Annotated in this window: 18 protein-coding genes; 4 read left to right on the forward strand and 14 right to left on the reverse strand. The window is 30.9% G+C overall.

What is annotated here, in order from left to right; all coding sequences use genetic code 11:
• Window positions 1–274: 274 nt before the first annotated feature.
• Window positions 275–2,074: a phosphoenolpyruvate carboxykinase (GTP) gene (locus B6F84_RS05530; protein ID WP_148691317.1), complete on the forward strand. Its 1,800-nt coding sequence runs from the start codon at window positions 275–277 to the stop codon at window positions 2,072–2,074.
• A 7-nt stretch (window positions 2,075–2,081) separates the two neighbouring features.
• Here the strand turns inward: B6F84_RS05530 and B6F84_RS05535 are convergent, their stop codons facing one another.
• The 14 genes from B6F84_RS05535 to B6F84_RS05595 all read right to left on the reverse strand — a co-directional run bounded on the left by B6F84_RS05535 (window position 2,082) and on the right by B6F84_RS05595 (window position 16,650).
• Complete coding sequence (locus B6F84_RS05535) at window positions 2,082–3,755, reverse strand: AMP-binding protein (RefSeq protein ID WP_236749107.1); 1,674 nt, start codon at window positions 3,753–3,755, stop codon at window positions 2,082–2,084.
• A 253-nt stretch (window positions 3,756–4,008) separates the two neighbouring features.
• Window positions 4,009–5,001: a CBS domain-containing protein gene (locus tag B6F84_RS05540; RefSeq protein WP_148691319.1), complete on the reverse strand. Its 993-nt coding sequence runs from the start codon at window positions 4,999–5,001 to the stop codon at window positions 4,009–4,011.
• 10 nt (window positions 5,002–5,011) lie between these two features.
• Window positions 5,012–6,874 (reverse strand): 4Fe-4S binding protein, encoded by a 1,863-nt coding sequence (locus tag B6F84_RS05545; RefSeq protein WP_148691320.1) that lies wholly within the window; start codon window positions 6,872–6,874, stop codon window positions 5,012–5,014.
• Window positions 6,875–7,643: 769 nt separating this feature from the next.
• Window positions 7,644–7,838: a hypothetical protein gene (locus B6F84_RS05550; protein ID WP_148691321.1), complete on the reverse strand. Its 195-nt coding sequence runs from the start codon at window positions 7,836–7,838 to the stop codon at window positions 7,644–7,646.
• Window positions 7,839–7,842: 4 nt separating this feature from the next.
• A complete protein-coding gene (locus B6F84_RS05555; RefSeq protein WP_148691322.1) occupies window positions 7,843–8,121 on the reverse strand; it encodes a hypothetical protein in 279 nt (92 codons plus the stop codon).
• Window positions 8,114–10,219, reverse strand: a complete 2,106-nt coding sequence (locus B6F84_RS05560) for an AAA family ATPase (protein WP_222703221.1) — start codon at window positions 10,217–10,219, stop codon at window positions 8,114–8,116. The genes B6F84_RS05555 and B6F84_RS05560 overlap by 8 nt, the downstream gene beginning before the upstream one ends.
• Before the next feature lie 132 nt (window positions 10,220–10,351).
• Window positions 10,352–12,127, reverse strand: a complete 1,776-nt coding sequence (locus B6F84_RS05565; protein WP_148691324.1) for a cbb3-type cytochrome c oxidase subunit I — start codon at window positions 12,125–12,127, stop codon at window positions 10,352–10,354.
• Between the two features lie 85 nt (window positions 12,128–12,212).
• A complete protein-coding gene (locus tag B6F84_RS05570) occupies window positions 12,213–13,985 on the reverse strand; it encodes a hypothetical protein (RefSeq protein ID WP_148691325.1) in 1,773 nt (590 codons plus the stop codon).
• Between the two features lie 73 nt (window positions 13,986–14,058).
• A complete protein-coding gene (locus tag B6F84_RS13840; RefSeq protein WP_187152762.1) occupies window positions 14,059–14,214 on the reverse strand; it encodes a hypothetical protein in 156 nt (51 codons plus the stop codon).
• Between the two features lie 64 nt (window positions 14,215–14,278).
• The gene (locus tag B6F84_RS05575) at window positions 14,279–14,881 is read right to left on the reverse strand and encodes a DUF1404 family protein (protein ID WP_148691326.1); all 603 of its coding nucleotides are present in this window, start codon (window positions 14,879–14,881) and stop codon (window positions 14,279–14,281) included.
• The gene (locus B6F84_RS05580) at window positions 14,872–15,069 is read right to left on the reverse strand and encodes a SepZ protein (RefSeq protein WP_148691327.1); all 198 of its coding nucleotides are present in this window, start codon (window positions 15,067–15,069) and stop codon (window positions 14,872–14,874) included. The genes B6F84_RS05575 and B6F84_RS05580 overlap by 10 nt, the downstream gene beginning before the upstream one ends.
• 84 nt (window positions 15,070–15,153) lie before the next feature.
• Window positions 15,154–15,951: a hypothetical protein gene (locus tag B6F84_RS05585; protein ID WP_148691328.1), complete on the reverse strand. Its 798-nt coding sequence runs from the start codon at window positions 15,949–15,951 to the stop codon at window positions 15,154–15,156.
• A gap of 43 nt (window positions 15,952–15,994) precedes the next feature.
• Entirely contained in the window at window positions 15,995–16,447 is a 453-nt protein-coding gene (locus B6F84_RS05590; RefSeq protein WP_148691329.1) for a hypothetical protein, read from the reverse strand.
• Window positions 16,444–16,650: a hypothetical protein gene (locus B6F84_RS05595; protein ID WP_148691330.1), complete on the reverse strand. Its 207-nt coding sequence runs from the start codon at window positions 16,648–16,650 to the stop codon at window positions 16,444–16,446. Before B6F84_RS05595 ends, B6F84_RS05590 begins: the two co-directional genes overlap by 4 nt.
• Window positions 16,651–17,465: 815 nt before the next feature.
• Between B6F84_RS05595 and B6F84_RS05600 the strand changes: the two genes are divergently transcribed.
• Genes B6F84_RS05600 through B6F84_RS05610 form a run of 3 tightly spaced genes read left to right on the forward strand, consistent with a single transcriptional unit; the run spans window position 17,466 to window position 19,989 of the window.
• Entirely contained in the window at window positions 17,466–18,059 is a 594-nt protein-coding gene (locus B6F84_RS05600) for a cupredoxin domain-containing protein (protein ID WP_148691331.1), read from the forward strand.
• Between the two features lie 3 nt (window positions 18,060–18,062).
• Window positions 18,063–18,320: a hypothetical protein gene (locus B6F84_RS05605; protein ID WP_148691332.1), complete on the forward strand. Its 258-nt coding sequence runs from the start codon at window positions 18,063–18,065 to the stop codon at window positions 18,318–18,320.
• Window positions 18,313–19,989, forward strand: coding sequence for a DOMON domain-containing protein (locus B6F84_RS05610; protein ID WP_236749087.1), 1,677 nt, complete (start codon window positions 18,313–18,315; stop codon window positions 19,987–19,989). Before B6F84_RS05605 ends, B6F84_RS05610 begins: the two co-directional genes overlap by 8 nt.

The following is a 19,989-nucleotide window of genomic DNA, read 5'->3' on the forward strand; positions in this document are numbered from 1 at the left end:
TAATTTATATATAAATTTTAAAGATTAAGTTTCCTTTAGGTAACTTACTTTAAAGAGAACTATTATGTATAATCTTAGTATTTCTATAAATTCCTAAATTATTAAGACAATAGTACCCAAGGCATATTAAATACTCAGCAAGCATAATGTATCTAAATTTTAATAATTTAATTCAATATAAAAATGTAATACTAACCTAAATTATTCAATTAAATTTTAATACATGTGTTAGTAAACCACAAAAAATTTATACTATTTAAATCTTACATATATTATGAGTCATAGTTTACTTTTTTTAAATGATCTATCCCAAAAGGAAAAAGTAAAGGAAATTGAAAGTCTTAATAATTCAGAATTAAATGAATTTATAATTAATACAGTAAAATTATGTAAACCAAAAAGTGTTTATATATCCATAGGGGATAAAGATGATAAAGAATACGTTAAGAAAAAAGCAATAGAAACAGAAGAGGAAATAGTACTAAAAACGGAAGGTCATACTATTCATTTTGATCATCCATTAGATCAAGCCAGAGCTAAAGATGATACTTTTATACTTTCCTCTTCTCCAATCCCTTACGTGAATACCAAAAGTGAAAACGAGATAGATATATACAAGTTATTTAATGGCTGTATGGTAGGAAGAGAAATGTATATAGGATTTTTCTCATTAGGACCTAGAAATTCTCCTTTTCAAATACTTGCTGTTCAAATTACAGACTCTCCTTATGTACTTCATAGTGAAAATATTCTATATAGAAATGCTTTTGAAGATTTTTATAAAAACTCTTCTTTCCTTAAATTTATTCATTCAAAAGGAAATTTAGATATAAAAAACAGAAGAATAATTATAGACAGAGAAAATAACACAGTATATAGTATTAATACCACATACGCTGGAAACAGCGTAGGACTAAAGAAACTAGCTCTAAGGCTAACAATAACGAAATCAGTAAAAGAAGGATGGCTATCTGAACATATGGCTATTATAGGATTTGAAGGAAAAAAAGGAAAACATTACTTTACGGCATCTTTTCCTTCAGGATCAGGAAAGACATCTACATCCATGTTAGGAAGATTAGTTAGTGATGACTTAGCATTTATAAGAGAATTTAATGGAAAAGCATTAGCAGTTAATCCAGAAATAGGAGTTTTTGGAATTATACAAGGTATAAATCAAAGAGACGATCCAATAATCTGGAAAGTACTTCATACTCCAGGTGAAGTGATCTTTTCTAACGTATTAATGACTGAAGATAAGAGCGTGTATTGGGAAGGAAGCGAAGTTGAAAAACCATATAGTGGAATTAACTATGAAGGATACTGGTCGAAAGAGAGTGGAAAGCCTGCCTCTCATCCTAATGCTAGATTTACAACTCCTATTACAGCTTTTGAAAACTTGGACGAGAATTATGATAATCCAAATGGTGTAGAAATAGAAGGTATTATATTCGGAGTAAAAGACTACAGTCTTTCTCCTCCAGTAATTGAAGCATTTTCATGGAATCATGGAATTATAACTATAGGAGCATCAATGGAATCAGCTAGAACAGCAGCAGTAATAGGAAAGAGTGACGAATATGAATTCAATCCAATGGCTATTCTAGACTTTATGCCAGTTTCTCTCGGCATATATTTAAAAAATTACATAGCATTTGGAAGAAAACTTACTAAAACTCCTAAAATATTTGGCTTTAATTATTTCTTAAAAGACGAAAAAGGATTTCTAAATAAGAAAGAAGACAAAAAAGTATGGATAAGATGGGCAATAGAAAGAGTAGAATCCAATTTAGATGCACTATTAACTCCTATTGGATTTATACCTAAATATGATGACCTTGAAAAATTATTTCTAGAAACACTTAATAAGGAATATAAAAAAGAAGAATATGAAAAACAATTCACAATAAAACTTAGAAAGTACTTAGAAAAAGTAGATCGTATAAAATTAATATATTCACAAATCTCCGATACTCCAACAGAGGTTATTGAAGAACTAGAGAAACAAAAGGACAGACTTCTAAAATATATGAAGCAATATGGAGATGCAGTATCCCCCTTTGATTTATACTGATATACCTTTATTTTTTCACTGAATCAGGATTCTCTAATGTACTAATATCGCCTAAATCTTTTCCGCTTTCGGCAGATCTTAATACTCTTCTCATTATTTTACCACTTAAAGTATGGGGAAGTTGATCTACGAATTCGATTTCCTTAGGATAAACATGAGAAGCTAATTTTTCCTTTACGTAATTTTGCAATTCCTGCTTCAGTTCTTCTGTCGGAAAATAACCAGCCTTTAAAACTACATAGGCTTTGATTTTTGATCCCCTTAGCTCATCTTCAATTCCTATGACAGCAGCTTCAGCTACAGCAGGATGTAAACTTAATATACTTTCTATTTCAATTGGGCTAACCCTATATCCTGAGACCTTAACAATATCGTCTGCTCTACCAATATACCAGAAATAGCCATCTTCATCTATGTACCCTTGATCTCCTGTTATATATAATCCATTCTTAAAGTTGCTTTTCCACCTTTCTGAATCATTCCAAATACCCTTAGCCATAGCTGGAAAATCAGGTTTTAATGCGATATTCCCTATAGTATTAGGTGGTAAAATATTGCCTTTATCATCTACAATATATGCTGTAACTCCAGGTAAAGGCTTTCCCATTGATCCTACTTTTATAGGCATAGAAATATAGTTGGCTATTACATAAGTTCCAGTTTCTGTTTGACCATAAGCATCGTGAACTGGGACTCCGAATACTTCTAACCCCCATTTTACTGTATCTGGATCAACGTATTCACCACCTGCATGAATAAATCTTATTGATGACAAATTATACTTATTAGCTAAAGTTTTCCCTTCTTTCTTTAGTAATCTTAATGCAGTAGGGGCAGTGGATATTATACTAACTTTATATTTTTCTATTATAGAATACCATATGTCTGGATTAAATCTTCCCTCATAGGAAACTATAGGAATTGAATTAACCCATGCTGTCCAAACTCCTGCAAATCCTGCAACCCACGCTGGATCTCCAGTATGCCAAAATATATCTTGAGAATGCATATCAAAATGATACTGACCAGATACGTAATAGAAAGTCAATAAGTCTTGAGAGTGCCATATACCTTTAGGCTTTCCTGTAGTTCCAGAAGTATAAAGAAGAAGAAAAGGATCATTTATATCCCTATATGTATAATCTATATCACTTCTAGAAGTTTCTCCTTGAATTCCTTCATCATATAAAATAATCTTTTTTATCGAGCTAATGTTATTAAACTTATACTTTAAATCATCATGAATTAGAGCTATTTTAGCTCCACTATTTTCAACCCTATACTTTATGGCTTCTTCTCCAAAGGAAGTAAATATAGGTAAAATTACTCCTCCAGCCATATTAATTGCTAACATAGAAAAATAAAGAGAAGGCACTCTCTTAGACATCAATACTACTACATCACCTTCCTTTAAACCATTATCTCTTAGCACTAAAGAAAAAGTCTTAGCTTTAGCCTCTAAATCATGAAAAGAAAATAATTTTCCTTCCATTTTTTCGCTAACCCAAATAAGACCTAATCCTTCTTTTCCAGCTATTGCAAACTTAGAAGAATTAACTAAATTATTATACTTTAACTTCTCTCTTATATTACTCCAACTAAACGCCTCCCTTAACTTGTCATAATTATCTAGATTTGGTTTGAGTATGATTTTCTTATCTTTAATTATCTCCACGAGTATTATTATTTATAAATCATATATTTAAGTATTCATAACATAGATACATTTTAAAAATAATCATCGACTAATATAATAGTAAAGAATAATATTATGAATTTTCAAAAGATCATTTCGACATATGTCAGTATTCGATAATTAATATATACTTACGCCACTATCAATATTAATCTAGTAATTAATTTGAAATATCTATAATTTCTCCATATATATTATTATAAATGAGAAAAATATATAATTCTAAAGGAAAACTACCTCAAATATATGTATTATAGTTTAATATTACCCATATAGCATGCTTTGTTATTTCTTTTACACTTAGTATTTTAAGTTCTCCATCATCGTTTACTGGTAAATGCCTTAAATTATGCTCTGACATTAAAGCTATCGCTTTAGACATTTCTTCATTAGCTGATATAGGTTTTATCCATCTAGGGTCGATATTGTCTTCTATTGATTTTCCTTCTGACAAATATTTTGTTAAATCTCTTATGGAAATTATACCTACTTTATCCATATCTTTTACTACTATCGCTTTCAAATTTTCTGAGAGTAATATTTTATACACATCTATTATTTTTATTATACCTATTACTGGAGATTTTAATGAGTATTTCCCTATTTTTTCTTTCGGATTTACAGAAATAACTGAATTACCTAAAGATGACGTAGAAGAAAGCGATCTTAATACATCTGTAATTGATAATACACCTGCTAATTTTCCATTTTCATAGACAGGTAAATGTCCTATTTTATATTCAAGCATAATCTGAAGTGCATCATTTACAGTTTCTTTACTATCTATTGTAATGGCATTTTTTGCGAAATTAATTATTCGCTCTCTTTCTTTCCCATGAATCCATGCTTCTAATAAATCAGTTTCAGTAACTATCATAGGCTTTCCTTGAATTATAAGCGAACCTATTTTTTCTTTTACCATTATTTCTGCTCCTTCTTTTACAGAAGCATTAGGATTAATTGTTATCAATCTTTTGTTCATGAATCTTCTTACTCTAGATAGTGTAATCTTAGCTCTCGTAGGTACTTCATTTTCATCACTCAATACAATTATACAATTATATGGGCACGCTCTTTCGCATGCTTTACAACCCGTACAGTCCTCTGGTCTTACTACTTCTGCAAATCTAGTAGCACTATTTATTTCTATGCATTGAGCTAATGCACATGCTTTTTGGCACATATAGCAACCTACACATCTATCTAAATCAATTATTACTATTGGATCCATTTTAATAACCTCAGAAAGGCGGCATTGCTTGGAATGGATTATATATCAGATTACCTAAGTATTGATTATAGAATGGTAATGATGGAGACGCTGGTGAAGACATCCAGTAAGTAACTAAAATGAAAATTATTCCAAAACTAATAACTGCGATGTAATATGATTTTTTGCTAATTCCATCTGTCTCTGATAGTATATTTGATGCCTTAATTCCAAGATATATTCCAAAGATTATTATGGCTTCCATCAGTAGTAATACCCACCATTCAGCTGTAGCATTCAATGGATTACTTCCTAAATAGTGTAGAATTGATCCCCAGAATGACTTGTATATTGCTTGATTATGTGTCCCATATCCAGTTGGATTAAATATTTCATTTAGTAATAATAAAGATCCTCCAAAGAATTTAGGTAAGTTTCTAGCTAATATCGTAGCAGCAAATATTGGTATTAAAGAATATGAAATCGATGTAAAGCTCCATTTTAATGGAATTCCTTTCTTCTCTTCAAATTTCGCCATTATTAATATTACTAGAAGTGGAATCATGGTTAGAATAACGTAATCTAAAGGATTGGGATAACCAGAAGTTGAGAATCCAAATTTTCCTAGTCCAGGCACTAGCATTTGTGCTATATTTTTCCATCCAGTAATATTATTTAACCAAGAGTCTAACATTGTGTAGAAAGGTAAAGCATTCAAGAATTGAAATAATACTACACCTAATAATATCGTAATAGATAAGGCTATGTCAAATCTTTTTCTTGATGTAAATATATCATCTAACCATGGAAATCTTTTTACATTCCAGTCTATATTATCGTAAGGGCAGGCTTTATAGCAGTCTGACGCTAATCCGCACATAGGCGAATTCTCTCTACTACCTGGTGATGCAAACCATGGACAACCATGAGCTTTTTCGTTTCCTTTCATACAATCTTTAGTATTACATCTTTTGCATGTTTCAGGATTTTTAGTTCTAAAAGTTCCTATTGGTGATATCATAGTATTTATACCGAGAGGTGCACTAAGTGGACACAATGTTCTGCAAAATGTTCTGTCTTGAAATAATATGCTAATAAATAATTCTAATGCTGCAATGTAAATTAAAACTACTGATGTTAACTCTGGCACTCCTGGTCCTCCAATATTATAAAACTCTTCTACCCAAGTTAGTATGGAAAATCCTATAGCAGAGTAAAGTATCGTGCTATACTTTATAGGCCATCTTATGTTTAAACCTAGTTTTTTATTCACTTTCTTCCAAGGGTGTAGTCTATGTATCCATTCCGCTTGTCCGCTAAAAGGACATGTTTGGCACCACATTCTACCATTACCTAACCAAGTTAATAACCATAATAGGGGAAACCAAAATAGCCAACTTATATCCGTAGCAAAATTTACTAAAGATATCTCAGTGGCATCTAATTTCTGATTGCCTATTAATCCAGTTATCATAACTATATAAAATATAATAAAGCTAGGGAAAATTATTGCAAAATGAGCCCATGATTTTTTAAATAATTGTGATATAAATTTACTTACAGGATTTTTGGAATTTAAAAGAGAAGGTATATGTTCACATTTTTCTGTTATAACATTATGATGATTTTTTTCTATTACATGGCTAGGAGGCGAAGCATATATCCATGTATTACTGTGAGATTTTACTTTCCAGTCTACGGCAAGATTTACGCTCAAAACTGTAATTAATGTAGTAAATAATAGTATTCCTGATTCTATCATTAAGGTTTCCTTAAAGACCATTGATATCCATGTATATATACCAGAGCATACAGTAGAAATTAAAATATAAAAATTGAACTGCCTTTCATAATTTTTCACTTTTTGAGTAATTTTATATTTCCCCTTTTCCATTATATCACCACATTTATATATATATGTATATATTTAACCATATTTATGTACTCCATATTATACTGTTAAAACACTTATTTATAAGTATAACTATATAATGATAATTATAAATTTAAATTAAGTAAACATTATAATTATAAAATCAAAATTATATAGACTATCATCAAGTAACATTAAAGATATTAAATCATTTAAATCCCTAGATAATGTGATGGAATCTCTAAAAAGAAATAATATATCAAAATTAAATTCTAGTTAAATTACAAGGAAAATAGATTGAGTCTTAAGAAGCTAAGAAAACTATTAAAGAAAGTTTGATACAAGTCAATACTCGCTCTAAAATAGAACCAACACGATAATCATACAGTGACTCATATTTTGAAAATTAAGATATTAACAAACTTTATAACTTTTTAAGTCTAAATCAGAATTATGTAAAATTAACGATAAGTGTTTACATAAAATGACACCGTCATAATAATTTAGCAGTATTTTAATATCAGTAAAAAATTTTTAGCGTAAGTTCTATGTCTTCGCTAATAAGTCGTTACTTATAGTACCAAAATATTTATAAGGTATATTTATATAGTTTAAATTTCTTAATATTTTTAACATAGAATTTTTCAATATTTTTAGTAGAATTTTGAAAAATTATCAACAAAATTCATTTTATATCGTAAGTAAATTCATGAGAAGCAATATGTACTATATCTATAAAATTATAGAACTATAATACATCATATCTAATAGTTACATTGAAAGATATTATTCAATAATTAAAATATTTTGATACGCTTTTTGCTAGAAGATATCCTAAATACATAGAAATTCCTACACCTAATATTAAAATAAGATAAAACAAAATACCATTCTTTATATATAAAATGTCAAATAAATATAGAAAGACAAATATAAACACTATTTCTACACTATATACCAAACTTCTAAATCCTTCAGATGTCATTTTATCACCTAATCTTTCCTGCGAATATTACAATTAAATATGGAATAGACTCTAAACTTAAAACTATTCCAAAGGGATTAAGTACAAATGCCTCTAGAACTCCTGCAAATATAGAATATAATGTTAATATAAATATTAATCTTAATTCTATTCTTGATATAAAATCTATATTTAATGAATCTACAATATCATTTTCTGCAACTCCTAACATGACTAACGTCATAATTCCGGCAAGTGTTAGTGAAAACGCTAATAACCCAAAAACAGCGTATACTTCAAGCATATCCACCGCCACTTTGTCTTATCCTGTCTGTAAAATGCTGATAATAAGAGAGCGTAGAAGCATTCAGGGTAGGTCTTATAAAGTTTATAGATGCTACAATATCGTCTTGGGTTAATTTAGGTTTTTGATTCGAAATCATACCTTTCCTTATAGCCAGAAGAACAGCTCTATTTACTACACCCTTTATGTCTGCTGGAGTATAAAATTCTGTAATTTTTGCTATATAATTATAATCTATCTCTTCTTCATGCGGATGCTTAGATATTAAATTGACAAAAATTGCTTTTCTACCATTAAAATCTGGTGGAGGAACATAAATTATTTTTTCTAATCTTCCTGGCCTCAAAAGTGCTGGATCTAGTATATCAGGCCTATTTGTTGCTGCTATACTAATAACTCTTTCATTTCTTTTGCTTATCCCATCCATTTCAGTTAGTAGCTGACTCACTATCCTTTCTGTAACTTTATTTGGATCACTCCCTCTAGCTACTGCTAAAGAATCTATTTCATCAAAGAATACTATCGTAGGTGATGCTTGCCTAGCTTTCTTAAATACTTCTCTTACTGCTCTCTCACTCTCTCCAACCCACATATTTAATAGTTCGGGCCCATTAACAGCAATGAAATTAGCTCCACTTTCGTGAGCAACTGCCCTAGCTAACATTGTCTTACCAGTACCTGGAGGACCATAAAGCAGTATTCCACTAGGAACTTCTGCATTCATGTACTCATATAAACTAGGATTTTTTAGAGGCCATTCTACAACTTCCTTTAACTCTAATTTGATATCATCTAACCCAATTATATCTTCCCATGTTGTATTAGGTATTTCTACCCTAAATTCTCTTAATCCAGATGGTTGAACTCTTTTCATAGCATCAATAAAATCTGATTGAGTTACTATAACATCTTCGTAATTCTTTACTCTCTTTAACGCATTCATTACAGCCTCCCTAACTAGGGCTTCTAAATCAGCCCCAACAAATCCATGTGTTATTTCAGCTAACTTTTCTAGACTAACGTCGTTATCTAGTTTTAGTCTCCTAGTGTGAATTTTTAAAATATCTAATCTTTCTTTTTTACCTGGTACTGGAATTTCAATTTCCCTATCAAATCTACCAGGTCTTCTTAAAGCAGGATCTATTGCATTAGGTCTATTAGTAGCGCCTATAACTAAAATACCACTTCTTGATGAAACACCATCCATAAGAGTAAGTAATTGAGCAACTATTCTTCTGTCAGCTTCTGATGATGCTGCATCTCTGCTTGGTGCTATTGCATCTATTTCATCTATAAATATAATTGATGGATAATCTTTTGCAGCTTGTTCAAAGATTTCTCTTAATCTTTTTTCGCTCTCACCATAATATTTTGATGCTACTTCAGGTCCACTTATATAAAAGAAATTAGCCATTGTAGAGTTTGCTATAGCCTTAGCTAGTAATGTCTTACCAGTACCTGGAGGACCATAAAGCAAAACTCCTTTTGGTGGCCTTAAACCAAATAGTCTAGGTATTTCTGGTTTTAAAAGAGAAATCTCTGCTATTTCTAAAAGAGTTTGTATCTGCTCTGTTAAACCACCCACATCTTCCAAAGTTACGTATGGAATATCTTTTTGAGCAATCTTAACCGACGAAGACGCAATATTTATAACTGTGTCTCCTGTAACTAAACCTACTTCTCCTTGAGGAGAAAACGCGACAACTACAAATTCACCGTCTTTTGTGTAAATAGGTAATCTTCGCATAACTGGTTTTCCTCTCAGATCTATACTTATTTTCCTTACATCAAATTGTTTCTGTGTTGTGGGAGATAATGTAATACTATCTAAAGAAATTGCATCTACTTTTCTAAAAATTACTTTTTCACCATCTCTAACACTAAGCCACCTCATATCTTCTTCAGATACAACAATTCCACCTTCATTATCCCTATTTTCTTGGACTAAGAAAGGAGCAAACTTATCTCCATATATTATTATAGTATCACCAGGTAGTATATTATACTCTTTCATAAGCGAAGAGTTAGCTAATGCAAGATATCTCTGTTTTATTTTTCTATTACTGTAAATGTTTGCAAAGTGCAGATCCTTTTCCATGATTATTATTAGTGATAACATAGGTTTTTAGATTTTCTTTTAAAAAACTATTGTGATGGTGTAATAAGGAAAAAATATATTTATTTTATATAAAACTTTTTACATCTTTTAAAGTAGTTGACTTTAGATTCTCTATTTCTTGAGATTATTAGGTTCTAATTTCTTTAAACTGCTATCATTAACTTTTATACTACTCATGCTCTTTCCTCCAGAGGCTTCAATTTCCCTTTGCTTCTCTGCTACCCTAATTCCGCCATTGTTCTCAGTAATTATTTTTATCATTCCGTCAGCAGGTAAAGCTATTGGCATTTCTTCTTCTTTGTATCCTTCCCTTCTCATTCCTAGCCTTTCTAGAGCAATAGTTTGAACAGCCCAGAGTGGTATGTCTGTTTCTTTAACTTTTTCTCCATATAATAGCGTCAATATTAGATTGTACGCAAATATTATAGTAGCAAATCCTGCTAACCAACCTCCGATCATTGCTAACTGATAATAGACCTCGTAGAATGCTGGCCATGCTACTTCTCTCCTTATAGCGCCATAGAATCCGCCTATAGCAAACGCAGTTACTAATAATCCCATTCCTGCTTGCCATCCCCAGAAATGTAACCAACCTAATCTTTCACTATACCATTTCTTACCCCATAAATCTGGACCTACTACATATAATACGCCTAATAAACCTCCTACTGAATATAATGCTAGCATTATATGGAAGTGACTAGGCAACCACAAAGTATTATGTACAGTTGGATCTACGCTTGGAGTTGGCTGAGTAGGTTCAGCTTGAATTCCGCCTATTATATTCCATACTGCTGCAGCAAATATAAATGCTAATCCTACATCCCACTTTAACTTTCTTGGATCTCCCAGAGTAATGAAGAACAATAACCATAACGCCGCAAATGGAATTGCTATTAATGCAGTTGAAGTCTGTGCGAATATATCTCTTAGAACTAATGGCCATGGATCGTCCACTAAATGATGAACGTATACGCTAGCACCTAATACGAAAAGTACTGGAATTAACCATCTAGTAAACCTTACACTATACATAGGCCTTTTCGCATATAGTGGAATTATTGCTATTATTGCTCCTGTTAATGTATAAGGAGCAAAATATACTAATGGATGATCCGCAAACCAGAATAATCCTTTCCATACTTCTGCGTTTGGCACTCCGAAAATATATAGTCCTATTCCTCCGATAGGAGATAACAAGCTCCATATTACATCAATAAAAACTGATATGTTAGCTAATGCCATCATTATCATATCCATTACTATGAATCCTATTGCTGTAGGAACTAATCTTCCTTGTATTCTGCCTAGGAAAGACGTCCCTAATACTGACGCCATCTCCATCCATTCACCTATTACCATAACAGCATAGCCTATATACCACGTAGGAGAAGCTTTTAACGGATTCAAGAACGTAAATAAGTACTGATTTTGAACTCCTCCTAGATTCATCATAAATAATCCTATAGTTGCTATCCACAATCCAGCATTAGCTATCTTAGGCCATTTTATTAGTCTAGATCCATTAAGTGCTGGTATAACGTAAAAAGAAACTGCAAATACTGTAGAAAATACTGCGCCAAATATCATATCCATAACATGGTTTGTCATTGCTTGAAAATAATATTGGGGAGATACTATTACTGGAGCTCCAGTTGATGTAAGTCCAGCTTGCGTTCTTAAAAACAGTGCAAATGCTCCACCTACAAATAACCAAAATATAGCAAATAATACGTTCTTTAAGGCTAGCATTTTGTAATCTTCACTATAAAACACCTTTAATAACATGGGTCTTTTGCTTTCTCTTTGTTTTACTTCTTCGTATTGTTGAGCCCATTCAGATAATTTTTCTAATTCTTGCCTTCTTAACTCTTCTCTAGATGCCATATTAAATTAATTAATAAGATTTCTGATATTTAAAGTTTATTAGCTTATTAATACAAAAATTTTTTAAAAAAAATAATAATCTATTTTAGTTAGAATGAGATACAGACTTAAAATCAACTTCACAATATCCTTTGCTTTTCCTTAATACTAGAATTAAAGATAAAAAGAGTATTATATCAGCTGAAAATGAAATTAATAGTTCGTTCGAAAGACTAAATAATATCGATGCACTTAATGACGCAGATACTGCTGCAAAAACATAAGTTGATAAAAAGCATGCTGGACAGATACCTAATGCTCCAAGACTAAGAGCATACGCGTTTCTTTTAAGCCCAGAGTAAACTCGTAATACAGAAATTAAATATCCTCCTACTATAGATACTAATATTAGCTGTAATAGCTCTAAGGGGTTAGCGTATATACCTATATACGGCGGAAAATATAGGAGAACTGCAGGGTTCATCATTGGAATTCCAAATGAAAATAGATAGAAATGAGGATAAGGAAATCCAGTTACATTAAAGTGAATTATCCCTCCAAGTACAGCCACAATAAATCCATAAAGTATAGAAAATAACATCATATCTCTCTTTTTAACTGTAATTAATGTATATTTTCTTTTTAAGATTTCATAAATCCCATATCCAATTGATACTGAACCAAATATAATAAGAAGAGTAGAAGTAATTGTCATTGATACTAAGAATATATAGTCGTTTCCATTATAATCGACAAAATACGCTGTATGTGTAATAAAAAATAGTACTTGAGACAATATTGCCAATCCTCCAAGAGTAATCCACTTAATATATGGCATGTCTTTTAAGTTACTATTTCCAAAGCTAATTCTATCCAAATTTATCTCAGACATAGAATCCCTTAAATATTGCAAGTAATAAATACCTGCGAACCAAGCTATTGGAGTTCCAGCTATCCATGTGTAAATCCATAATTGTAATAGATTAGCAGTGGAAAAATTGAAAAAAGGTATAGGATAACCTATGAGGAGAGAAATAGGCCCTGGCATTATCATCGTCCAAGCAGTAACATGTAATATACCTAGCTTTACCCATTTTTTCATATCTAAAAATCCTATACTCCCTATAAAACCAGTTATAAAAGATATTGGAATAATAAAAATAGATAAATACAACTGAGGATAAAATAAGAATATTAGTAATACTCCAGCTGTAGCTAAATAAAATAAATATTTATTTTTTCGATTTATAAGAGTAGCAAATATACCTCCAGCTAACATAGCAGAAATTATTTTTAAAAATGAAAAGGAAACGGAATATGGTATCATAAATGAAATAAATATGAAGATTATTGAAATAAGAATTTTCTTCGATAGTGTAAAATTTATAGATAAAGGCTTCTTATTATTAACCTCGTTATAGAGAACATAAGTAGACAATGAAAGTAAAAATATAGCTAGAATTACTAAACTTTCAGATAATCTGTCCATGAAGGAGAGTGAAAATAAGAAAGGCAAACTAGATGTAGCAGAGCCTATCAATGCAGTAAATAATTCACAAGAACAAGATAATGACGTGGCAATTAATCCTAACGATCCTACTAGCGATCTTTTAGCACCTACTTTTAGAAGTTTATAATACATAACATATAACGTAATGTTTACTGCTACAAGCAGTGACAAAAAAATAGATATAGATAGAGATACTGGAGTCAATGCCCAAGTAAAAAATGAGGTAGTTATAGACATAAATGGACCCCATAATGGAAATGGCATTTGAGATGGAGCTACAGGTGTAGATGTACTAACTATAATTCCTAAGTTAGAAGGAAATATTATTCTTGTAAAAATAATTAATCTATCAGCATATTGAAAGAACATAAAATAAATAAAAAAAACAGATAAAAAAATATATTTATATGGTTTATGCTTTATTATATCCAATATTTCCATTCTATTCACCGGACTCTTGCTTGGCTATCTGATTAAGATCTACTTGCTTATCTTTATCTGCAAATACTATTAATAAAATGAACCATATTGGATATATTAACGCCATCAGTAAAAAACCTATAATCCATAGATCTGCTTCACTCTCGAAGATAGCCATTTCGCATCACTTAAAAGAAAATAAAGAAATAATCATTAAAAAAGCTATCTTAAAAAAATTTACCTTAGAAGATATTCAAATCTTTCAGCCATTTTACCATATAAAACGTGGACGGCGCAAACGCCATAGCAAACAAAAAGTAGGATGTATCTACAAATTGCGATATAGAATAGGCAGAATACAAATTAGTTTCGTAATAAGTTCCTAATTCCAAGAAAATCTCAGCCATAGACGCCATCATACTAAATATAGCAAACATAGAAATGCTTTTCCAAACATTAGTCATTCCATACCATCCTATTCCACCTATTATTCCAGCTATAAAGAAAGATAATAATTGTAGAAATCTATATGTAATATAAAGAACTGAAAGATCAAACATATTTGGTACATACCATAAGCATACCATAGTTCCAGCAATACCCCATGCCAGTATTAATCCTCTTGTAGTAAAGTTGAATTGTAAAAATGATTTCCCGATTCCCTTTTTAAACATATAGTCGGCAATCCATATGCCTATAAGTCCAGTTCCCCAGACTAAGGACATATCGAATGATACTCTAATAATTTCTAGTAATTCAGCTAAATATAGTGACAAAGGATTTATTGATGCTATAACCATTGCTATGCCTATAAATAAATAAGGCTTTTTATCTCTCAACTCCATAACCCCACTAATAAACCGCCTACAACTAATACAAGACCAGAAATTGGAACTAGCGCTACTAATGTGTCGTCACCATATTCAGAATATGGCAATGTAAACGTTAACATTAAATCTGCTATCCACATTGAAACACCTATAGCTGCAATTACTGAACCTAGAATTCTTCTTGCTAATTTTATCCCAGCCATTATTCCTCATTATTTTTCTTTTTTAAGGTGATTTAAAAATTTTTCGTTAATTTAAATGTCATCAAAGTTTATGAAAGATAATCTCTAATGCTTATGTGCTCTTCTAGTTCTTAAATCAGGTAATATAGAAAAATAATAGAAAACCATTAGTATTGACATGATGCTTCCAAAAAATATATCTATATTAAATATAATTGGAATTAGACTTAACGTTAATATTGAATATAGAATCTTCCATGTTTTATTAGATTTTAAAATACCATATGCGACAAATATTATATCTATACCGATAGCTGAATATGTCCATAAGCTAAAATTAAGTATAGTTGGCGGAAAAGCAGAAACTGCTATCAACGGAAGTGCAAAATAAATCAAATCGTAAAATTCATTTTTTGATAAAAATATCCCCAAAACAATAGTGAAGAGCATTTCTATCATCATCGGATAAAAGAACCATATCGAATTAAGCGAAATAGATATGTCTGTTACAGCATTGCTAAATGCGTATTTTCCTAACTGAGCTAAGGAGAATGCCCCACCCATTAACGCTTCATTAATGACAATTAATATGGAGAACGTTATGTTTATTTTATTTGTTATTATCACTTGTTTTGATAAATTTTCTGCCACTGAAAAGAAAAACGCTAAAATTATTATCATAGAAATCATATTAATTGCAACAGCAATACCTAAAGAGAAAGTCGAAGGAGAATAAAGGTATACTATTGCTCCTATTAACATAAGACTCATCATTATTAATACAAAAAAGGAAAAAAATAACTGCGTATAGTTCTCAACTTTTGTTTCAGTATAGTAAATAACTCCAATTATTGTAGTAACCATTATTGAAGCAAAAAATACAAGTAAATATAAAGATACCATAATATATTATGTTATAAAATAAATTAAAAAGACTTACTTGCTTTTAACTTACATTAATGCTAAAGAAATTCCCATCACTTAAAATTACAGTATAGTTACCAGGAGAAAGTTTTATTGGTACTAGCACCGTTACTTCTCCTATATATACTTCTTTAGTTAATATGAAAGCAGAGATAACGTTGCCACTGTTAGATACTACAGATTGTTTCACATAAAAATTATTTATAGGTATAGTTGTTGTAGAATTTTGAATACATGTAATTGTTAGCTGTTGTTCATCGATATTATTAATTACCATCATTATTCCAGTTATATTTTCAGATTTTATACTAGAATTTGTATATACTTCTACTGTGTAAGTACCATATGAAGCCTGGTATATTGGAGATCCAGAATTAGGAGATAGAATTGATGAAATAGTAGGATATGTTAAAATAATGATTCCTACAACAGCAATTATGGAAATTAAAAAAATTACTATTTTTCTTTTATTCATCTCTTAAGGGCGCCTCCAATCATTATAAGCGCTAAGCCTACTACAGATAGAGCCATACCTAAATAGTCCATAGTTCCATAAGAAAAGTCAAAAGATGCTGGACTTGGTTGCAAGAACGAAAATCCATATCCTACCATCAATATGATCGATATAGCTATTATCACTGCACCTGCTAATATAGGACCCCACATTTTTAAGTTCATATCAAAACATTTGTTTTAAGCTATATTTAAAAATTTTTCCTTAACAGTTCCTTGAATTAGATTTAAAGAACTTTTTTACAATAGCATAACATTCGTTCAACTCTTCATAAATCGACAAAAATGTTAGTTCCTTTTCTCTAACATAATTGGATAAATTTTCTTTAATCGTTATCATAATTTTAGTCAAAGATATTTTAGTTCATGGATTGCCTTATTTCTCTTCTTCATCAAATAAAATTTTAATTTACGTAAATTTGGTTCAAAGGCTATACAAACTTCAGTTTTAACATAGATATTGCAAATTACACATATACTTTAATTTAAAAATAAAGAATCTATAACTTCAATTACGACATATCGTAATTTAAGAAAGTCTATACTGCCATAAAAACTAAAAATATGTTATTTTAATGCTTAAGAATTTTAATATATTAAAATAATGTAATAAAGTTTAAACTATAAACATTAGTGAATCTTATAAAACGATAAAGGTTGTTAATATTTTATCAGATTTCGTAAGTGACAAATAGGTTTTGTAGTTGTCTGAATATCAATAATGTTTTAGTTCATTTCTTCTTGTTAAAGAGAACGTATAATTCAATGTTTACAAAGATCACATAAACTAGTAATAAATATCTTATACTAAATCTATATTATTTTATCAATAAAATTTTGCGTTTTATGACTATAGTTTTGAAAGATTAATCTTTTCTTAGTTTTTTTATAAAAGTAAAAGTTTATTACTTTTATATCAAAAGAAACGAAAATCTTTTAAATTAAAGATTCAATCAATTTAGTTAGAGAGTGATAAAAAAGTGAAAAGAGGTACTGTTATAGCTTTATTTTTCATCTTAGTAATTATAGCTGCATTATCCTTAGAAATTCAGTATAGCTCATATGATTATATAGGATACAATCCACACAATAATGCAGGAGAAGGTGTAGTACATGCAGAATTCTCTAATGCTTTAGGCTCATATAAAGGACCATATGTTATTATTTATGTTACCGGACAGCAATGGCACTGGGACTTCTATCCTCATCAAAAAGTTTGGACTAATCTAACAGTAGTTCCTGTAGATGAACCAGTAGTCTTTGTAATACACAGCATTGATGTATTTCATGAATTCTTTATTCAATCAGCAGCTAGTAACATGTCATTAGGGTTTAATTTTGGTGCAGAAGCAGTACCTGGATATTATTCCTATATAGTTCTAGTATTCCCTAAACCGGGCTACTATCACGTAGCATGTGCTGAATATTGCGGAACTGCTGGATATGGACTAGGCCATTCATGGCTAACTGGAACAATATTAGCAACGTCTAATATGACGCTAGCTTCAGAAATTACTGGAGGAGTACTACCACAAGGAACATGGGCACCATACTCAGTTAATGGGACGGTGTAAAAAATGAACAAGGTAATTGTTTATATATCTGCAGTTCTTGTAATAATTGGAATAATCCTAATGATAGCAGGGACTAGAACAGTGACATTCGCAGAAGAACATTTTGCAATAAATGGTATGTATGAGACAGAAGGTAGTACAACTAACTACTTTTGGAACTTTTTCGGATTAGCTATATTTTTATTTGGTATAGGTGGATTTTTATCATATTTTGAACTAAATAAAGGAATCAATAATAAAAAAGGTGGTATAAATGGCTAATGGATATCTAAAATTATTTGTATTAGGACTGATTATAGTATTAGTTATATTAGGAGCAGCATATGGCATAGATTACTTACTTAATGCTGCATCAAACGCATCAACTAGTCTTACTGCATATTACGTACCTAACGCTCAAATAGATTTAGGTGCTCCTGGCCAACAATTATTTTGGCAATCTATACCATGGTCTACTGTTCCGTTAGTTCCTACTGTACCTGTACCAGGTGGAATATCTGGACATACCAAAGAAGTAGATGTTAAAGCAGCATGGACATATGTAGATGGTGTTCCTTATATTATGATATTAATGAAGGCACCAGTAGTTGGACAAGAATCTTGGATGGCTTGTGCAGAACAAACGCCAAATCATATATTTTGGCAACCTGATAGTGATGTAGTACCAGAAGGATGGTGGGTAGTAAATGTCTCATATAATGCATCGGATCAAGGAATAGCTTCAGTATATACTTTACCTAAGTCAGAACAATTAGGATATCCACCTGGCCAAGCGTTAACTAACGCAATAACGATATATGTGTATAATGTAAGTGGAAAATTATATGGCCAGATAGATGGTGCAATAAATCCAGATGGATATCCATTAAATAATGGACAACCAATAAATATTACAAGTATAGACATAGATTACAATGGAACTAATATTACATCATTGAATCAATTTCTCTCTTTAGGATTAAATGGTACAACATGGTTCCAGGATGAATATAATAACTTTTATCCAGAAGATACTGCTGGCTATGTATCATTATATTATAATAATAGCTATATGTATCCAGAAAGATTTGCTATAATGTGGTTATTAGGAGGAGTTCCTAGTGATTGGACTCAAGTTGCTTATACACCACATATGATGCCAGGAACTTCTGGAGCTTTATCTGCTGGAGAAGCTGAATTATGGATATTTAATGATAATCCTAGAGGTAATAATACTCAAGATTTTGGCTATCCTGGACCTACATTCTTTAGTAGAACTTCTCCGCCTCCATATATACACTGGCCTACGTATAAAGATCCATTAAATTTAGGGTATCTACCAGATCAAGGTATAGCTGCTGATGCCTTTGTAAACGGATCATCAATATACTACATTGGAGGAAACTACTTAACTTCATTTCCATCCATTGATAATCCTCATGTAAATCCTTGGGCTGTTTGGAATGGAAAAGCTAATGATTCTCTATTGTGGGATCCTTCAGTAATAGCTACTGGATTTACATTCGTTAACACGCCTACTGGACCATATATGTGTCTAGAATATGCTAGGACATTCACTACTACTGGTGTTTCTAACGGTCAGGGAGAATCTCATTATCAAATTCAGTTACAACAAGGAGAGACTTATCATGTTGCGTTTGCAGTTTTCCAAGGAGGTGCAGGAGAATCAGTAGACTTTAAGTCCATATCATTCTGGTGGACTATTTACATACAACCAGCTAACTCAAGTAATAGTCAATTCTTACCATTATTCTTAATAGGAAATTCAATAACAGCTCCTGCAATAGCCTTGCTATTATCTAGAAAATACTTCAACTTTAAGTTAGACGCTAAACTTGCCCCAATAATATCTCCAATATTACATATGATACAGCAGATAAGGAAACTAGAAATTAAATTACAATACATAATGCAAGATAAGGGTAACTGA

Source organism: Acidianus manzaensis (genome assembly GCF_002116695.1).
Classification (GTDB): Archaea; Thermoproteota; Thermoprotei_A; order Sulfolobales; family Sulfolobaceae; genus Acidianus; species Acidianus manzaensis.